The sequence below is a fragment of the Faecalibacterium sp. An122 genome (genome assembly GCF_002160895.1).
Classification (GTDB): Bacteria; Bacillota; Clostridia; order Oscillospirales; family Ruminococcaceae; genus Faecalibacterium.
The window spans coordinates 1-15214 of the sequence record NZ_NFLL01000020.1 but is presented as its reverse complement, the minus strand read 5'-3'; the positions used below and the strand labels follow the sequence as shown (position 1 = coordinate 15214).

General features: G+C 59.6%; 16 protein-coding genes and 1 riboswitch. Of the genes, 10 read left to right on the top strand and 6 right to left on the bottom strand.

What is annotated here, in order from left to right:
- Positions 1–38: 38 nt before the first annotated feature.
- A complete protein-coding gene (locus tag B5E67_RS11130; RefSeq protein WP_087385353.1) occupies positions 39–1109 on the bottom strand; it encodes an iron-containing alcohol dehydrogenase family protein in 1071 nt (356 codons plus the stop codon).
- Positions 1110–1131: 22 nt separating this feature from the next.
- Positions 1132–2310, bottom strand: a complete 1179-nt coding sequence (locus tag B5E67_RS11125; protein ID WP_087385352.1) for a pyridoxal phosphate-dependent aminotransferase — start codon at positions 2308–2310, stop codon at positions 1132–1134.
- 87 nt (positions 2311–2397) lie between these two features.
- Between B5E67_RS11125 and B5E67_RS11120 the strand changes: the two genes are divergently transcribed.
- From B5E67_RS11120 to thiC, 8 genes are all read left to right on the top strand, one after another.
- Positions 2398–3234: a MerR family transcriptional regulator gene (locus B5E67_RS11120; protein ID WP_087368657.1), complete on the top strand. Its 837-nt coding sequence runs from the start codon at positions 2398–2400 to the stop codon at positions 3232–3234.
- Between the two features lie 210 nt (positions 3235–3444).
- Positions 3445–3708, top strand: a complete 264-nt coding sequence (locus B5E67_RS11110; RefSeq protein WP_087385350.1) for a CD3324 family protein — start codon at positions 3445–3447, stop codon at positions 3706–3708.
- A 129-nt stretch (positions 3709–3837) separates the two neighbouring features.
- Positions 3838–4569, top strand: coding sequence for a conjugal transfer protein (locus B5E67_RS11105; RefSeq protein ID WP_087385349.1), 732 nt, complete (start codon positions 3838–3840; stop codon positions 4567–4569).
- A 137-nt stretch (positions 4570–4706) separates the two neighbouring features.
- Positions 4707–4812, top strand: a riboswitch (TPP riboswitch).
- 263 nt (positions 4813–5075) lie between these two features.
- Positions 5076–5600: an energy coupling factor transporter S component ThiW gene (thiW, locus tag B5E67_RS11100; RefSeq protein WP_087249284.1), complete on the top strand. Its 525-nt coding sequence runs from the start codon at positions 5076–5078 to the stop codon at positions 5598–5600.
- Between the two features lie 15 nt (positions 5601–5615).
- Positions 5616–6437: a hydroxyethylthiazole kinase gene (gene thiM, locus B5E67_RS11095; protein WP_087385348.1), complete on the top strand. Its 822-nt coding sequence runs from the start codon at positions 5616–5618 to the stop codon at positions 6435–6437.
- A complete protein-coding gene (gene thiE / locus B5E67_RS11090) occupies positions 6424–7068 on the top strand; it encodes a thiamine phosphate synthase (RefSeq protein ID WP_087385347.1) in 645 nt (214 codons plus the stop codon). Before thiM ends, thiE begins: the two co-directional genes overlap by 14 nt.
- Before the next feature lie 120 nt (positions 7069–7188).
- Positions 7189–8001 carry a bifunctional hydroxymethylpyrimidine kinase/phosphomethylpyrimidine kinase gene (gene thiD, locus B5E67_RS11085; protein WP_087249278.1) on the top strand — a complete coding sequence of 271 codons (813 nt, stop codon included), beginning with the start codon at positions 7189–7191 and terminating at the stop codon, positions 7999–8001.
- Positions 8002–8034: 33 nt separating this feature from the next.
- On the top strand, positions 8035–9339 hold the full coding sequence (gene thiC / locus B5E67_RS11080; RefSeq protein WP_087385346.1) for a phosphomethylpyrimidine synthase ThiC: 1305 nt from the start codon (positions 8035–8037) through the stop codon (positions 9337–9339).
- A gap of 145 nt (positions 9340–9484) precedes the next feature.
- On the opposite strand, the gene B5E67_RS11075 is transcribed toward thiC, so the two are convergent.
- The 3 genes from B5E67_RS11075 to B5E67_RS11065 form a co-directional block, all read right to left on the bottom strand.
- The gene (locus B5E67_RS11075) at positions 9485–10156 is read right to left on the bottom strand and encodes a hypothetical protein (RefSeq protein ID WP_087385345.1); all 672 of its coding nucleotides are present in this window, start codon (positions 10154–10156) and stop codon (positions 9485–9487) included.
- A gap of 4 nt (positions 10157–10160) precedes the next feature.
- Entirely contained in the window at positions 10161–10616 is a 456-nt protein-coding gene (locus B5E67_RS11070) for a hypothetical protein (RefSeq protein ID WP_087385344.1), read from the bottom strand.
- Between the two features lie 69 nt (positions 10617–10685).
- Positions 10686–11243, bottom strand: a complete 558-nt coding sequence (locus B5E67_RS11065) for a TetR/AcrR family transcriptional regulator (protein WP_087368682.1) — start codon at positions 11241–11243, stop codon at positions 10686–10688.
- Positions 11244–11594: 351 nt separating this feature from the next.
- On the opposite strand from B5E67_RS11065, the gene B5E67_RS11060 reads away from it, so the two are divergent.
- On the top strand, positions 11595–13220 hold the full coding sequence (locus B5E67_RS11060) for an amidohydrolase (RefSeq protein WP_087385343.1): 1626 nt from the start codon (positions 11595–11597) through the stop codon (positions 13218–13220).
- 110 nt (positions 13221–13330) lie between these two features.
- On the top strand, positions 13331–13774 hold the full coding sequence (locus tag B5E67_RS11055; RefSeq protein ID WP_087385342.1) for a GNAT family N-acetyltransferase: 444 nt from the start codon (positions 13331–13333) through the stop codon (positions 13772–13774).
- Positions 13775–13848: 74 nt separating this feature from the next.
- On the opposite strand, the gene B5E67_RS11050 is transcribed toward B5E67_RS11055, so the two are convergent.
- Positions 13849–14859 (bottom strand): C45 family peptidase, encoded by a 1011-nt coding sequence (locus B5E67_RS11050; RefSeq protein ID WP_087385341.1) that lies wholly within the window; start codon positions 14857–14859, stop codon positions 13849–13851.
- Between the last annotated feature and the right edge of the window lie 355 nt (positions 14860–15214).

The window sequence follows — 15214 nt, the reverse complement described above, 5'->3', positions numbered from 1 at the left end:
ACTTTCTCACTCCTCACAAATCAATCCAGACGCCGGGGTTACAGCGCTTCCACCCGCTGCATGGCCTCAAACAGCATATCTTCGGTGACGGGGTACGGGATGTGCTCCATGTCGGGGCTGTGAACGGCCTCGGTCAGCACCGGTTCCAGCACGCTGCGGTCCAGGGGAACATTCATCTGGCCCAGGGTGGCGGGAATGCCCAGATCGTCCATAAACCGGCGGATCTTCTTCATCTCGTCGGTCTGGCCGTCCAGCGCCAGCTGCACCAGCACCCCGTAAGCCACCACGTCCCCGTGGAGATAGGCCTCCTCAAAGCCGGGCAGAAGCACCAGGCCGTAATACACCGAGTGAGCCACCGCGCCGTTGTAGTTTTCGTCCACCAGCAGGGACACCAGGCCGGTGCTCACCACATTGGCCAGGACTGCCTCCTCCAGCGCCGGGGTGACCCGGTTGGCCTGGCAGTCGGCCATGGCGGCCGCGCCGTGTTCCAGCAGCGGGAAACAGCACATTCCGCTGATGGACCGGGCCAGGGCCGAGCTGTGGGGCAGAGACTCGCCCCGGGAGGAGAACTGGCACTCATAATATTTGCCCAGAGTATCCCCCATGCCGGCCCGCAGATAGCAGGCGGGCGCCGCCGCGATGACGCCGGTATGGATGAAGCAGTGGATGGCCGGGCGGTCAAAGTAATCGAAGTGGTCAAAGCTGCCGTCCTCCCGGTACACCACCGACAGGGCGGTGGTGCCGGCGCAGGTGGCCGCGATGGTGGGGAACGTGAACACCGGCAGTCCGGCCCGCCAGGCGGCGCCCTTGGCGGTGTCCAGCGCCTTGCCGCCGCCCATGCCAAAGACCATTTCTGCGCCCCGTTCCTTAGCCAGCGCGGCCAGCGCTTCCATCCGGCTGACGGTGCAGTCGGTTCCAAAGACCTCCTGGGCCACGATTTCCAGGCCGCTGCCCTCCAGGGCCTGCCGCAGAGCAGGGGCCGCCGCCTCCATGGCCTTGGGTCCGCCGATCAGCAGGGCGCGGCAGCCGTACAGCTTGCACACCTGGGGCACGGCGTCATAGGCGTCGGGGCCGATGGTATAATTTGCAAAATAGGTTGTTGCAGACATAGGTCCTCCCCTTCCCTGCCGTTTACTTGAGCAGCTCCGCCATCCGGCTCAGGCGGCGGATGGCCTCATTGATGGTCTCCTCCGAGCGGGCAAAGTGCAGGCGGATCAGGTTGTTGACCGGCTCACGGAAGAAGCTGGAACCCGGCACCGCCGCCACGCCGATCTCCCGGATCATCCACTCGCAGAATTCCAGGTCGCTGTATCCGGCGAACTGGGGCAGATTCAAAAAGTCCTGAATGTCCACCATCACGAAATAGGTTCCCTCGGGGATGTTGTGCTTGAGGCCGATTTTATCCAGCCCGTCCAGGAAACGGCTGCGCTTGCGGGTGTAGAGGTCCAGCAGGCCATCGTAATAGGACTGGGGGAAGTTCAGGCCCACCACGGCTGCCTCCTGCAGGGGTGCAGGAGCGCCCACCGTCAGGAAGTCATGGACCTTCTTGGCGCCCTCCACCACTTCTTCGGGTCCGATCAGGTAGCCCAGGCGCCAGCCGGTGATGGAATAAGTCTTGGACAGAGAATTGCAGGTGATGGTGTGCTCATACATCCCCGGCAGCGATGCCATGCAGACATGGTGGTTGGGGGCATAGACCATGTGCTCATACACCTCGTCGGTGATGACAAAGGCGTCGTACTGCAGAGCCAGCTGGCCAATGCCCATCAGCTCCTCCCGGGTGAACACCTTGCCGCAGGGGTTGGAGGGGTTGCAGACGATGATACCCTTGGCCCCCTGGCGGAAGCCGTCCTCGATCAGGGACAGGTCAAAGTTGTACTCCGGCGGCACCAGAGGCACATAAATGGGCTCTGCGCCCGACAGGATGGCGTCGGCGCCGTAGTTCTCGTAGAAGGGCGAAAAGACGATGATCTTGTCGCCGGGGTTGCAGATGGTCATGACGGCGCACATCATGGACTCGGTGCCGCCGCAGGTCACCACGATTTCCTTGTCCGGGTCGATGGTCCGGCCAATGGCGCGGCCCTGCTTTTTGGCCAGGGCCTCGCGGAAATTCTCGGCGCCATAGGTCACCGAATACTGATGGGGGCCCTCGTAGGCCACCTTGGCCAGGGCGTCCAGAATTTCCTTCGGGGGATCAAAATCCGGAAATCCCTGGGAAAGGTTGATGGCTCCATATTCATCGCTGATTCGGGTCATACGGCGGATGACGGAATCCGTAAAAGTCCCGACGCGGTCACTCAGTTTAGGCATAGTGGTCTTCCTCCTTGATCTTTCGACACGATGTCATTATAATAGGGTGTAACGTAACGTTACAGTCAAGAGGAAAGTTGTATATTTATGCAGAAAAATCCAAATCCATGTATAAATACAGGCGAGTTCGCCCGTTTATGCAATACCAACAAGCGGACTTTGCTCTATTACGACGAAATCGGGCTGTTTCGGCCCGCGTTCACCGACGAAAACGGCTACCGCTACTACAGCGAAAACCAGTGCGACCTGTTTTTCACCATCCGGTGTTTGCAGGAAATCGGGATGCCTCTCAAGGAGATCCGCAGCTACATCGACCACCGCAGCCCCGAGGCCCTGCAGCAGCTGCTGGGCCAGCAGAAACTGAAGGTCCAGCAAGAGCTGGAAAAGCTCCGCCGGATTGAGCAGGTCATCGACAACAAGCTGGGGCTGGTGGATCTGAGCCGTCAGCCCCAGGTCACCGCCCACATCGGCAGTGTGGGGCTGGAACAGCTGCCCGCCGAGTATCTGGTCGTCAGCCCGCCCATCAACACCGACGACCACGACCAGGTTTTCGCCGCCCTGTGCAGCCACATTGGTTACTGTAGCCGCCACCGTCTGAACGCCGGCCATCCCTACGGGGCTATGGTTTCCACCGAATTCCTGGCCCGGGAGCAGTGGGGGTGCTACTCCCACTTTTTCACCAAAGTGGTGGACGAGCCCAAGGGGCATCCCTGCCACCAAAAGCCGGCAGGCGAATATGCCGTGACCTATCTGGCCGGGGATTACTACAACGCCGCCCCGGCGTTCCGGCTGCTGCAGGAATATCTGGCCCAAAATCACCTTCGCCCCGGAGCCTTCTGCTACAAGGAGGCGGTGCTGGACGAGGTGTCCATGGCGGACCCTTCCGGCTATCTGACCCGGATTTCGGTGCAGGTGTTCCGATAAGACTTTTCACGTTTTCCCGCGGGGCATTCTTTGAAGTCCGCCCCGCTTCACCCGGTCATTCAGGAAAGAAGGGATGGTATGACCAAACTCAACCAAGACGAGCTCCATGCAAAGCCAGTGTGCTGCGACCTTTGCATGGAGTAACGGCTGTCGCAGTGGAATTTTGCTGGCTTTGCTGCCTGATGCATCTGCAAGGAGGAAAGCCCGCATATGAAATACATCAACGCCAAAAACCTCCTTCCCGAATCCCTTGTCCGGGAGCTGCAGCGGTACATTCAGGGCGGCTATCTGTACATTCCCGCCGATGCCGCCCAGCCCAAGCGTTGGGGCGAGGTGTCCGGCTACCGTCAGGAGCTGGAACGCCGCAACCGGCAGATCCGCCGGGCCTATCGGGAAGGCACATCCATGGATCAGCTGGCAGACCGCTATAGTCTTTCGGTCTCCGCCATCCGCAAAATCATCTATCGCAAATAACCTTCCGGGGGCCGCTGCGCAGCGGCCCCTTTTCGTGTGCACAAAACGGTTCTGCATCATCCGGTGGATGGAAATCCCCCGCCCTTTGCGGTATCCTGAGACCATCCAAACAACCGGAGGACACCATCTATGTGCACACGTTTTCTTCACCGCGGGGATGACATCATCACCGGTTTCAACTTCGAGATTGATCTGGCCGTCTGGGACCACCAGGTGGTCCTGGAAAAAGACCGCTTTTTCATTGGCATTCTTCGCCCCGACGGAGTCCGCCACTCCTACCACGGCGTTCACCGGAACGGCAATGCGGGCACCCTTCTGTACGTCCACGGCAACCCTGCCGGGGCCTACCGGGAAGGGCCCGACTGTCTGACCATCGCCGACCTGACCGAACGGTTCATCCGGGCGGAAATCACCTTTGACCAGGCTCTGGCCCTGGTCCAGACCCGCCGGATTGTCTACGCCCCCGACGCCACCATGCAGGCTATGCTGTCCGACCGCCAGGGGCGGGTGCTGATCGTTGAACCAGGCATCGGCTGGCGGGCGGAATACGCCCCCTATTCCCTGATGGCCAACGCTTCTCTGCTGGACCCGGAAAGTACCGCCCCCTTCGCGGTGCCGGGGGACGACCGCTATCAGCGGGCCGAACAGCTGCTGAAGAGCAGCAGCGCCGGCTTTTCGGTTCGGAACGGACTGGCCCTGCTGGAGGAGGTCCATCAGGAGGGCATCTGGGCCACACGGGTTTCCTTTGTCTATTCGGTTCGGGAACAGGCGGTCTACTACACCGAAAACAACCGCTTCGATCGGATACAGGTTTACCGGTTCCCGGACGGACCGGGCCTCCCCTCTTCCCGTACCGTTTGACATTGTATTGACAAGGGGCGCGATTCGCGCTATACTGTAACCCGACAAGGGCCGCTCCCATCTTTGGTGCAAAAAGCATCCTGCCTGCGTTCATTTTTATCAAGCCGCAGACAAAAAAGCGCGTTTCCCTGTCCAAAAACTACATACTGGGGAGCTTGTAAACAGGCTGAGAGGAAGGTGTGACCTTCGACCCGTAAACCTGATTTGGATAATGCCAACGTAGGGAAAACAACGCTTTCTTTTTCGGAGATGCCAAGTCAGGCGTCTCCGATTTTTTATTTTCTTCCGGGAGGAGGCTGAGAGAGACGGAATCCGCGGCCCGGCCGCGGCGGACCAAGGGGAGCGCCTTGGGTCTTGTAGTACAGCGATGGGAAGCCGTGTTCCGGCGTGAGAGGAAGCCAGCAAGCTTCGACCGACCTTTTATGGGCAAAGTTTACCCATTTCACCCATGGGAAACGTCGCTGGAACCGCCGTTTCTCACATTGCATCTCAGAGGAGGATCTATCATGAAAAAGACCAATGTTCACAAGCTCACTGTCGCCAGCATCCTGTGCGCCGTCGCCGTGGTGGGCAGCCTGTTTTCCTTCCCGGTGTTTGGCAGCAAATGCGCCCCCGTCCAGCACATGGTGAACATTCTCTGCGCTGTGCTTCTGGGGCCCCAGTATGGCATCGCGGTGGCCTTTGTCGCCAGCCTGCTGCGGAATCTGCTGGGCCTGGGCAGCCTGATGGCCTTCCCCGGCAGCATGATCGGCGCACTGCTGTGCGGCCTGGTCTACTGGAAAACCAAGGCCCTGCTGCCCACCCTGCTGGCTGAAGTGTTCGGCACCGCCGTTCTGGGCGGCCTGTGCGCCTATCCGGTGGCCATCCTGCTGATGGGCCAGAGCGCCGGCAGCATCGCCTTCTACGCCTACATCATTCCCTTCCTGGTGTCCACCGCCGGCGGCGCCATCCTCTCGGGCATCATCCTCTATGCGCTGCGGGATACCGGCGTCTGGGCTCAGGTACAGGCCACCCTGCGGGGCAAAGCATAACAGGAGGAAACCTTCATGTTTCAGGAAATCGCAGCCAACGTGCGGGCCAAAACGCCCCTAATCCACAACATCACCAACTATGTCACCGTCAACGACTGCGCCAACATTCTGCTGGCCTGCGGCGGCAGCCCCATCATGGCCGATGACATCGGCGAAGCAGAGGAGATCACCGCCCTGTGCAGCGGGTTAAACCTCAACATCGGCACCCTCAACCAGCGCACCATCCCCGCCATGCTGGCCGCCGGGCGGCGGGCCAAAGAGCTGGGCCATCCGGTGGTGCTGGACCCGGTGGGAGCCGGCGCGTCCGCTCTGCGGACCTCCACCGCCCTCCGGCTGCTGGAGGAGGTCAAGCCCACAGTGGTCCGGGGCAACATCTCTGAGATCAAAACCCTGGCTCTGGGCAGCGGCAGCACCAAAGGGGTTGACGCCGACCTGGCCGACCGGGTCACCCCGGAGAATCTGGACCAGATGGCCGCCTTTGCCCGGGAATTTTCGGCCCGGTGCGGCGCCGTTCTGGCCATCACCGGAGCCATCGATCTGGTGGCCGACCCCGACCGGGTTTTCTGCATCTACAACGGACACCCCGACATGAGCCGGGTCACCGGCACTGGCTGTCAGCTGTCCGCCGTGACGGCGGCCTATCTGGCCGCCAACCCCGACGATCCCCTGACGGCCGCAGCGGCGGCTGTCTGCGCCATGGGCCTGTGCGGCGAAATCGCCCACGCCCGTCTGTCCCCGCTGGACGGCAACGCCAGCTATCGAACCTACATCATCGACGCCATGTACAACCTGACGCCGGAAGCACTGGAACAAGGAGCACGCTATGAAATGCGATAAACACACCATGCTGGTCTACGCAGCGACCGACCGGGCCTGGGTCGGCCAAATGACCCTGGCCCAACAGGTGGAGGCCGCCCTCCAAAACGGCGCCACCTGCATCCAGCTGCGGGAAAAGGACCTGGATGAGGCCGCCTTTCTGCAGGAGGCCCGGGAGATGGCCGACCTGTGCCATCGCTATCACGTCCCCTTCATCGTCAACGACAACGTGGATATTGCCATCGCCTGCCACGCCGACGGCGTCCATGTAGGCCAGGATGACATGGCCGCCTCGGACGTCCGCAAGCGTGTGGGCAACGACATGATGATCGGTGTGTCGGCCCACACGGTGGATGAAGCGCTGGAGGCCGTCCGCAACGGAGCCGACTACCTGGGCCTGGGGGCGGTTTTCTCCACCTCCACCAAGACCGACGCCGGGGCCATGTCCTTTGACACCCTCAAGGCCATTTGCGATGCGGTGGACGTGCCCACCGTGGCCATCGGCGGCATCTCCCCTGCCAACATCCTGCAGCTGAGCGGCAGCGGGGTGGACGGCGTCGCGGTGGTCTCGGCCATCTTTGGCGCACCTGACCCCGGTCAGGCCACCGCCCGTCTGGTGGAGTTGTCCCGCCGGATGGTGAACGGACAATAAGGCCCAGCCCATTTGGACGAATCGCTCCCGGCCCCGCCGGGGGATTCACAGCGGCACATTGGGGGCACCACCTTTTGCCGCTTTAGAAAACAATGCTGAAACCGAAAGGAGAACCACATCATGAAACTCAAGACAGCATTGACCATTGCAGGCAGCGACTGCAGCGGAGGCGCCGGCATTCAGGCTGATCTCAAAACCATGACCATGAACGGAGTCTATGGGATGAGCGCCATCACCGCCCTGACCGCCCAGAACACCACCGGTGTGACGGGGATCTCAGAGGTGACGCCGGCGTTTTTGCAGCAGCAGATCGACATGGTCTTTGACGACATCCGGCCGGACGCCGTCAAGATCGGGATGGTATCCTCTGCGGCCCTGATCCAGGTGATCGCCCAGCGGCTGAGCCATTACCAGGCCCAAAACCTGGTGGTGGACCCGGTGATGGTGGCCACCAGCGGCTCGGCCCTGATGGAAAACGACGCCGTCGCCACCCTCAAGAAGCTTCTGCTGCCCATGGCCACCGTCATCACCCCCAACATCCCCGAAGCGGAGGCCCTGTCGGGCCTTTCCATCCAGGATGAGGCCGGGATGGAGCAGGCCGGCAAAGCCCTGTATGAGGCCTTTGGCTGCGCCGTCCTGGTGAAGGGCGGCCACAGCATCAACGACGCCAACGATCTGCTGTACAGCGGCAGCGGGGCGGTCTGGTTCCAGGGCAAGCGCATCGCCAACCCCAATACCCACGGCACCGGCTGCACCCTCTCCTCTGCCATCGCCTCCAATCTGGCCAAGGGCTATTCCCTGGAGGATTCCATCCGCCGGGCCAAGGATTACCTGTCCGGCGCGCTGGCCGCCATGCTGGATCTGGGCAAGGGCAGCGGCCCGCTGCACCACGGGTTTGACCTGCGGGGAACGTTTGCAGAAAGCATGGAATAAGAACACTCTGAATGTCTGAAAGGAAGGCAACCCATGAGAAATTACACCACCCAGATGGACGCCGCCCGGCGCGGCATCATCACCCCTGAAATGAAAGCCGTCGCCGCCAAGGAATACCGCACCGAGGAGGAAATCCGGGATCTGGTCGCCAAGGGCCAGGTGGTCATCTGCGCCAACAAGCTTCACACCTGCATCGACCCCAACGGCGTGGGCTCGATGCTGCGCACCAAGATCAACGTCAACCTGGGCGTCTCCCGGGACTGCAAAGACTACGACGTGGAAATGCAGAAAGTAATGACCGCCGTCCACATGGGCGCGGAGGCCATCATGGACCTGTCCTCCCACGGCAACACCCAGCCCTTCCGCCGGAAGCTCACCAGCGAGTGCCCCGCCATGATCGGCACCGTTCCGGTGTACGACAGCGTCATCCACTACCAGCGCGACCTGGCCACCCTGACCGCCAAGGACTTCATCGACGTGGTCCGGCTCCACGCAGAGGATGGCGTGGACTTTGTCACCCTCCACTGCGGCATCACCCGCAAAACCATCGAGCAGATCAAGAAGCACAAGCGGAAGATGAACATTGTCTCCCGGGGCGGCTCTCTGGTCTTTGCCTGGATGAGCATGACCGGCCAGGAGAACCCCTTCTACGAGTACTTCGACGAGATCCTGGATATCTGCCGGGAGTACGACGTCACCATCTCTCTGGGCGACGCCTGCCGTCCCGGCTGTCTGGCCGACGGCAGCGACGTGTGCCAGATTGAGGAGCTGGTCCGGCTGGGCGAGCTGACCAAGCGCGCCTGGGCCAAGGACGTCCAGGTGATGGTGGAGGGCCCCGGCCACATGCCCATGGACCAGATCGAGGCCAACATGAAGATGCAGCAGACCCTCTGCATGGGCGCTCCCTTCTACGTTCTGGGCCCCATCGTCACTGATATTGCCCCCGGCTACGATCACATTACCGCGGCCATCGGCGGCGCCATTGCCGCATCCGCCGGGGCGGCTTTCCTGTGCTACGTCACCCCCGCCGAGCACCTGGCGCTCCCCAACGTGGAGGACGTCAAGCAGGGCATCATCGCCTCCCGCATTGCGGCCCACGCCGCCGACATCGCCAAGAAGGTCCCCCATGCCCGGGACCTGGACGACGCCATGGCCGACGCCCGCCGGACCTTTGACTGGGAGAAGCAGTGGGAGTGCTCCATCGACCCGGAGACCGCCAAGCAGATCCGTGCCGACCGCGCCCCCGAGCAGGAGGACAGCTGCTCCATGTGCGGCAAATTCTGCGCGGTGCGCAGCATGAACAAGGCCCTGAACGGCGAATACATCGACATTCTCTGAGTCCTTCCCTCCGACAAAGCAAAAGGACGCATCTTTGGCCCACCGGGCGTGAAAGATGCGTCCTTTTTGTTTTTGATCGACAGTATGATGTGTTTTTCTGCAAAGTACAATATCTTTACAGCTTATTTTGACCCCATTTGGGGCCTCAGGCTGCCGAATTCTCCCGCCGCATGGCGAAATAGCCGATGAAAATGGTCCAGACATAGGCGCAGGTCTTGGGGATCATCAGCATGCCCACCAGAGGCACCGTATCGGCCCACAGAACCACCGGGATATAGAACCCGAAGCTCAGAACGATGGTCAGCCACATCCAGCGGAAGGCCCGGTCCTGATGGCTCTTGGCGCTCTGATAGAACAGAACAATCACCAGCAGGCCCAGCAGCGCAAAGGGGATGTTGCGGTAGATCCCCCAGGACAGAGGAGCGTTGGCACTCAGCCACTGGTTCTGAGGCATCAGACAGAGCAGCACCCGCACCCCGGCCAGCAGGTACACGGCGGCCGTCAGTTCCCTGCGGCCGGTGACCTGATAGCGCTTGCGCCAGACGTAGTAGAGCAAGACATAAAACACCGTCATGGTCACCGAGGTGATGGCTTTGCCCAGGCCCAGGGGGACGGTGTAATTCTCCAGGCCGGTGGTGCAGAGGGCCACAGCCCGGGGCACCAGATGGAAGGAGTCCCCTGCCCCCAGCACCACGGCCATCCAGCCGAACAGCCGGAACTGGGCATTGCCCTTGCAGCCCCGGATCATCAAAATACCTACCGTGATGACGGTGGTCAGATAGACCACGTCAAAAAGCGTTTCCATGATTGCCTGCATAAACTCATTCTCCTTTTGTTGTTGCAGATCTATTTTGCACCGCGGCCCGGTCCAATATAGCCCGGCCGTAGTTGCGTCCAAACAAGAGCCCGGCCAGGAGCAGCGACGCCCCCAGCCCCGAATAGAACACCGCAATGAACCGCTCGGGCGCCAGGCCCGACACCCGAATCCCGATGCCGCCGCCCATCATGACCGCCATCATGGCGAAGGCCTTGGCGTCAAAGAACTTAAGGAAAAACTGCCGCTCCTCCCCATAGCCCTGGATGCGTCTGGTGTGTTTGCCCACCAGACGGCCAAAGACAAACACCTGGAACACAGCGAACACCGCCGCCGACAGCAGCAGATTCAAGCCGGTGGCATATCCTTTGTAAGACTGCAGACCAATCCGCAGAATATTTACCCCTGCGGCGCTCCACACCAGGCAGGCCAGCAGCAGGAGGGTTTCCCGCTTGACTTTCATACCATCCTTCCCTTCAAATGAACATTGTTCAGTTTGAGCCGTAAAAAATTCCCACCCGGGGCGGGAATTTCAATAGAGGGTTCTGCGGACAATCTCCAGCACCGCGGAGGGGTCGTAGTCCCGCCGCAGCAGAGCCGACAGCATCAGCGAAAAGAGGACATCCGCAAAAATCTCGGGGGTAAAATGGTCGTTAAAGGCATCGGGGCGAATGTGGGGATCTCTCCGAAGCACAAAGCACAAACCATCCAGAATGTGCTGCCAGGTCTGCTGCATTCTCCGCTTTCCGTCCGGCTTCTCCTCCTGCATAAAACCCAGCGAGTGGAGGGTGAAAAAGCCGGGGTACTCCCGATATCCATAGGCCATCCGCTCATACATCCAGGTAATACAGGCCTGGGTGTCCTGAAAAACGGCGTCGTCCTCCGGCTGATGGAAAATCTCGCACCAAATGCTCTCTACGGCAGACCCCACCAGCTCGGACTTGGAGCTGAAATAGTTGTAGATCGACCCCACCGACACGCCGCAGGCGGCTGCCACCGAGCGCACATTCAGCGCCGCAATCCCCTGCTGCCGGATCAGTTCCCGGCTGGTGCGGAGGATTTCTTCTTTGGATGTGACCACTGTGTTCATCTCATCACCTCAATCTGAACATCGTTCAGTATACAGATACAAAGGTCATTTGTCAAGGGGAAATTTCTTTCCAGAGTGGTTTTTCAGCGGTCCTTGTACATCCGGACCACCAAAAATCCCGCCGCCAGGGCGATCACGGCGGCAATGGCATTGAAGATGATTTTCATTGCTTTGCGCTCCTTTCGTGGACGATTCTCCATTGTATGCAGTATAGCAAAACAATGTTTCCCCCAGGTTTCCGTTTTGTGAAGGGCGGGTGAAATCTGCGTGGACCGTTCCATCCTGTGCGATTGACTTTCGGCCCGGGCCCCACTATAATCACAGCAGATACATCATATCGAGGATACAGCCATGAAAACCATTTATTATAATGGCGCCGTTTATACCGGCGCGCTTCCCCTGACGGAAGCCTTCATCGAGAAGAACGGCCGCTTTGTCTTTGCCGGCACCAGCCGGCAGGCTTTGGAACATCAGCAAGACGGCGACCGGCTGGTAGACCTGGCGGGTCAGTTCGTGTGCAGCGGCTTCAACGACAGCCATATGCACCTGCTGGAGCTGGGCTACACCCTCCAAATGGCGCCCCTGGCCCAGCACACCGGCCGTCTGGCCGACCTTCTGGATTGCCTGCGGGACTTTTTGAAGCAGCATCCACGGCAGAACGGCGCCTGGCTGATGGGCCGGGGCTGGAACGAAGATTTCTTCTCCGACGTCCACCGGATGCCCGACCGGCACGACCTGGACCAGGTGTCCACCGAGGTCCCCATCTGCATCACCCGGGCCTGCGGCCACTGTCTGGTGGTGAACAGCCGTGCCCTGGACCTGCTGGGAATTTCCGCCCAGACACCCCAGCCGGCCGGCGGCCGAATCGGCCTCGCAGACGGCGAACCGGACGGCCGTTTCTTTGACAACGCCATGGAGCCGGTCTACGCGGCCATTCCTGTGCCTGACATCGAATCTCTGAAAGAGATGATTCGGCTGGCCTGCCGGGAGCTGAACGCCCGCGGTATCACCAGCAGCCAGACCGACGACTACTGCGTCTTCCGGGCCATTCCCTGGCAGCAGGTGGATCAGGCCTATCAGGAGCTGAAAGCGGCCGGCCAGCTGACGGTGCGGGTCAACGAACAGTGCAATTTCGCCACCCTTTCGGACCTGCAGGGCTTCATTGCCGCCGGCGGACAAACCGGCAAGGGAGACGCCCTGTTCCGGACCGGTCCGGTCAAGATCATCGGAGACGGCGCTCTGGGGGCCCGTACCGCCCTTTTGAGTCAGCCTTATGCGGATGATCCGTCCACCTGCGGCCTGCCCGTATACGACCGCAAAACCCTGGAGGAGATGATCGGGCCGGCCCACGCCCACGGGCTGCAAACGGCCACCCACGCCATCGGGGACGCCTGCCTGGACTGGGTGCTGGATGCCCTGGAAAAAGCCCTTACAGCCCATCCCAGGGCCGACCACCGGCACGGCATCGTTCATTGCCAAATCACCCGCCCCGACCAGCTGGAGCGAATCCGCCGTCTGAACCTCCATGTGTATGCCCAGAGTATTTTCCTGGACTATGACATTCATATCGTGGAGGCCCGGGCCGGCCGCCGGCTGGCGGCCTCCAGCTATCACTGGAAAACCCTGATGGATCATGGAGTGACGGTCAGCAACGGTTCCGACTGTCCGGTGGAGCAGCCGGATGTGATGGCCGGCATCCAGTGTGCCGTCACCCGCACCACGCTGCGGGATCATCTGGGCCCTTACCTGCCCGACCAGTGTTTTTCCGTTCAGGAGGCGCTGGACAGCTTTACCATCGCGGGTGCAAAGGCCAGCTTTGAAGAAATCTGCAAGGGCCGCATTGCACCGGGCTATCTGGCGGACTTTGTGATTCTGGGAGAGAATCCGTTTGCGGCGGCTCCTCAGGAGCTGCACGCCATCCCCATCCGGGCCACCTATCTGGCGGGCCAGCCAGTCTATCAGGCCGACGCCCTCTGACACACCTCTTCGCTCTATTTGTGCGCCGCTTTTCCTTCTCGGTAAAAGCTGGCTTTCCCCTTCCCCGCTGCGGCCTGAAGAGCGTCACCACCCATAAACAGGAGGTCCCCATGCTGCTCACCTACCAACCCGCCGACGTATCCGATCTAGAGGCCCTCTTTGCCTTTAACAAGAAACTGATCGACCAGTACGAGGACCTGAGCCAAATCCCATACCAAAAGGTTCTGGCTTGGGTCCGCCAAAAACTGGAACAACACATCCAGGAATATACCTGCATCTTTGCGGAAGGCCATAAGGCCGGCTATTACCATTTTTCTCCCATGGACTCCAACACCATGGAATTGGACGACCTGTATCTGTTCCCTGCCTTCCGGGGCCACGGCATAGGCACTGCCGTGATTCAAAAGTGTTGCGCTGAAACAAGTCAGCCTATTATGTTGTATGTCTTTCAAAAGAACACCAGTGCCATCGCTCTCTATCAAAGGATGGGCTTTCAAATCCAGTGCACCACCCAGAATGTGAGCCGTACCCGCTATATCATGCGGCGGGGCTGAACAACAGAAAAGAGCCCTCCGCACGCTCTGCCGTACAGGGGGCTCTCTTGTTTTATCTCCTATTGCGCTTTTCTTTACAAAGTGAACCGCATATCCTCCTGATAACCGCTCCGGCACGGGTTGGATTCGCTGCGATAGATTGCATGGCGCTTTAAATCATACACCACCGACCACACGGTGTCTTTTCCTGTGCTGCGGTCGTACTGGCACAGAAAGCCGTACCGGCCCGAGAGCAAGCCCCGTGCAAAGGAAAGGTCTTTTCTGAGTTCCTTTCTTCTCAGCGCCTCTGTCATCGTCCGATAGCGCCGCTCTGCAAACCAGTCGTCCTCGGTTGTGCGGTTATAGCTGCGCATCGAAGGTAAGTGGAAAGCATTGGTGGCACAGACAAAGGGACTTTCCGGATCGGCAGGTCTCGCAATTTCGACCCGCTCCGCATTGCACTCCACCACAGCCAAATCCCCTTTCGTATCGGCCAGAGTCAGCGTCTGGGCGGAACCAATAGGAAGCGTTTTCAGCTTTTCCAACGCCTCCGAAACTGTCCCGCAGGTCTCCAGGAGATAGCGCACCAGCAAACCGGCATTAAAGCCCGGTTTGATTTTTGTCGGGCTCACCGAGGTCAGTCCAACCGCCAGCCCTTTCTGATTGACGCCATCCTCCATCTGAAGGAAAGATGTGGTATTTCCTGTGAAAGAACAGGCACCATCGATTCGATGAACAATCACGTTGGTGTTGTGCTCTTCCAGCACCGGCAGAAAATCGCTGTTCCTGCCAAAGAGAATTTCATCTCCTTCTGCCACAGCAAAACAGGAGCAGTGACAAGCCGGCGGAATGGCGTACATACTGAACAACGCCGCCTGCAAAAGCTGCACATCGCAGTCCTGTCCTGCGGCCAGGCCCTGCAGTTCTTCCAAAAGAGCGGGATAATATTGGCGATACACAGGAAGGCAGGCTTCTGCATATTCCATCCGCTCCCCTGTGATCGGAAACGGGATGTGATCCAGAATTTTTACTCCGGACTCCCGCAGCAGAGAACCCCACTGCTCTCCCGTTTGATCATGGTTGCCTTGTAGTTGCAAATGAATCATTTTAAGTGCTCCTTTTCATTTCATGATAAGGAGCCGCCGGCGGCCTGATCTCAAGATAGCAGAATAAAAATTTTAAGTCAATCTCTTTCCTGTGTGAAACATATAAATTGTATTTCGGAATTTATTTCAAGTTTTTCATGTGGTTCAAGTCGTGTTATGTTCAAGCACTACGGGATTTGTGCCCGAATTTGTCCTTTTATTTCTTTTTCGTTGCTTCTTCCGTGCGGAAAAATTACAAGAGAAAACCCCCGAGGATTTATCCTCAGGGGTTTTGTAGAGAAGCCGGCATCTACCTATTTTCACAGGCCGTGTCCAGCCAACTATCTTCGGCACAAGTGAGCTTAACTTCTGTGTT

What these genes read in the sequence shown, in the direction of transcription:
- B5E67_RS11130 (WP_087385353.1), bottom strand. Translation starts at nt 1,109, where the DNA reads ATGTCTGCAACAACCTATTTTGCAAATTATACCATCGGCCCCGACGCC.
- B5E67_RS11125 (WP_087385352.1), bottom strand. Translation starts at nt 2,310, where the DNA reads ATGCCTAAACTGAGTGACCGCGTCGGGACTTTTACGGATTCCGTCATC.
- B5E67_RS11120 (WP_087368657.1), top strand. Translation starts at nt 2,398, where the DNA reads ATGCAGAAAAATCCAAATCCATGTATAAATACAGGCGAGTTCGCCCGT.
- B5E67_RS11110 (WP_087385350.1), top strand. Translation starts at nt 3,445, where the DNA reads ATGAAATACATCAACGCCAAAAACCTCCTTCCCGAATCCCTTGTCCGG.
- B5E67_RS11105 (WP_087385349.1), top strand. Translation starts at nt 3,838, where the DNA reads ATGTGCACACGTTTTCTTCACCGCGGGGATGACATCATCACCGGTTTC.
- thiW (WP_087249284.1), top strand. Translation starts at nt 5,076, where the DNA reads ATGAAAAAGACCAATGTTCACAAGCTCACTGTCGCCAGCATCCTGTGC.
- thiM (WP_087385348.1), top strand. Translation starts at nt 5,616, where the DNA reads ATGTTTCAGGAAATCGCAGCCAACGTGCGGGCCAAAACGCCCCTAATC.
- thiE (WP_087385347.1), top strand. Translation starts at nt 6,424, where the DNA reads ATGAAATGCGATAAACACACCATGCTGGTCTACGCAGCGACCGACCGG.
- thiD (WP_087249278.1), top strand. Translation starts at nt 7,189, where the DNA reads ATGAAACTCAAGACAGCATTGACCATTGCAGGCAGCGACTGCAGCGGA.
- thiC (WP_087385346.1), top strand. Translation starts at nt 8,035, where the DNA reads ATGAGAAATTACACCACCCAGATGGACGCCGCCCGGCGCGGCATCATC.
- B5E67_RS11075 (WP_087385345.1), bottom strand. Translation starts at nt 10,156, where the DNA reads ATGCAGGCAATCATGGAAACGCTTTTTGACGTGGTCTATCTGACCACC.
- B5E67_RS11070 (WP_087385344.1), bottom strand. Translation starts at nt 10,616, where the DNA reads ATGAAAGTCAAGCGGGAAACCCTCCTGCTGCTGGCCTGCCTGGTGTGG.
- B5E67_RS11065 (WP_087368682.1), bottom strand. Translation starts at nt 11,243, where the DNA reads ATGAACACAGTGGTCACATCCAAAGAAGAAATCCTCCGCACCAGCCGG.
- B5E67_RS11060 (WP_087385343.1), top strand. Translation starts at nt 11,595, where the DNA reads ATGAAAACCATTTATTATAATGGCGCCGTTTATACCGGCGCGCTTCCC.
- B5E67_RS11055 (WP_087385342.1), top strand. Translation starts at nt 13,331, where the DNA reads ATGCTGCTCACCTACCAACCCGCCGACGTATCCGATCTAGAGGCCCTC.
- B5E67_RS11050 (WP_087385341.1), bottom strand. Translation starts at nt 14,859, where the DNA reads ATGATTCATTTGCAACTACAAGGCAACCATGATCAAACGGGAGAGCAG.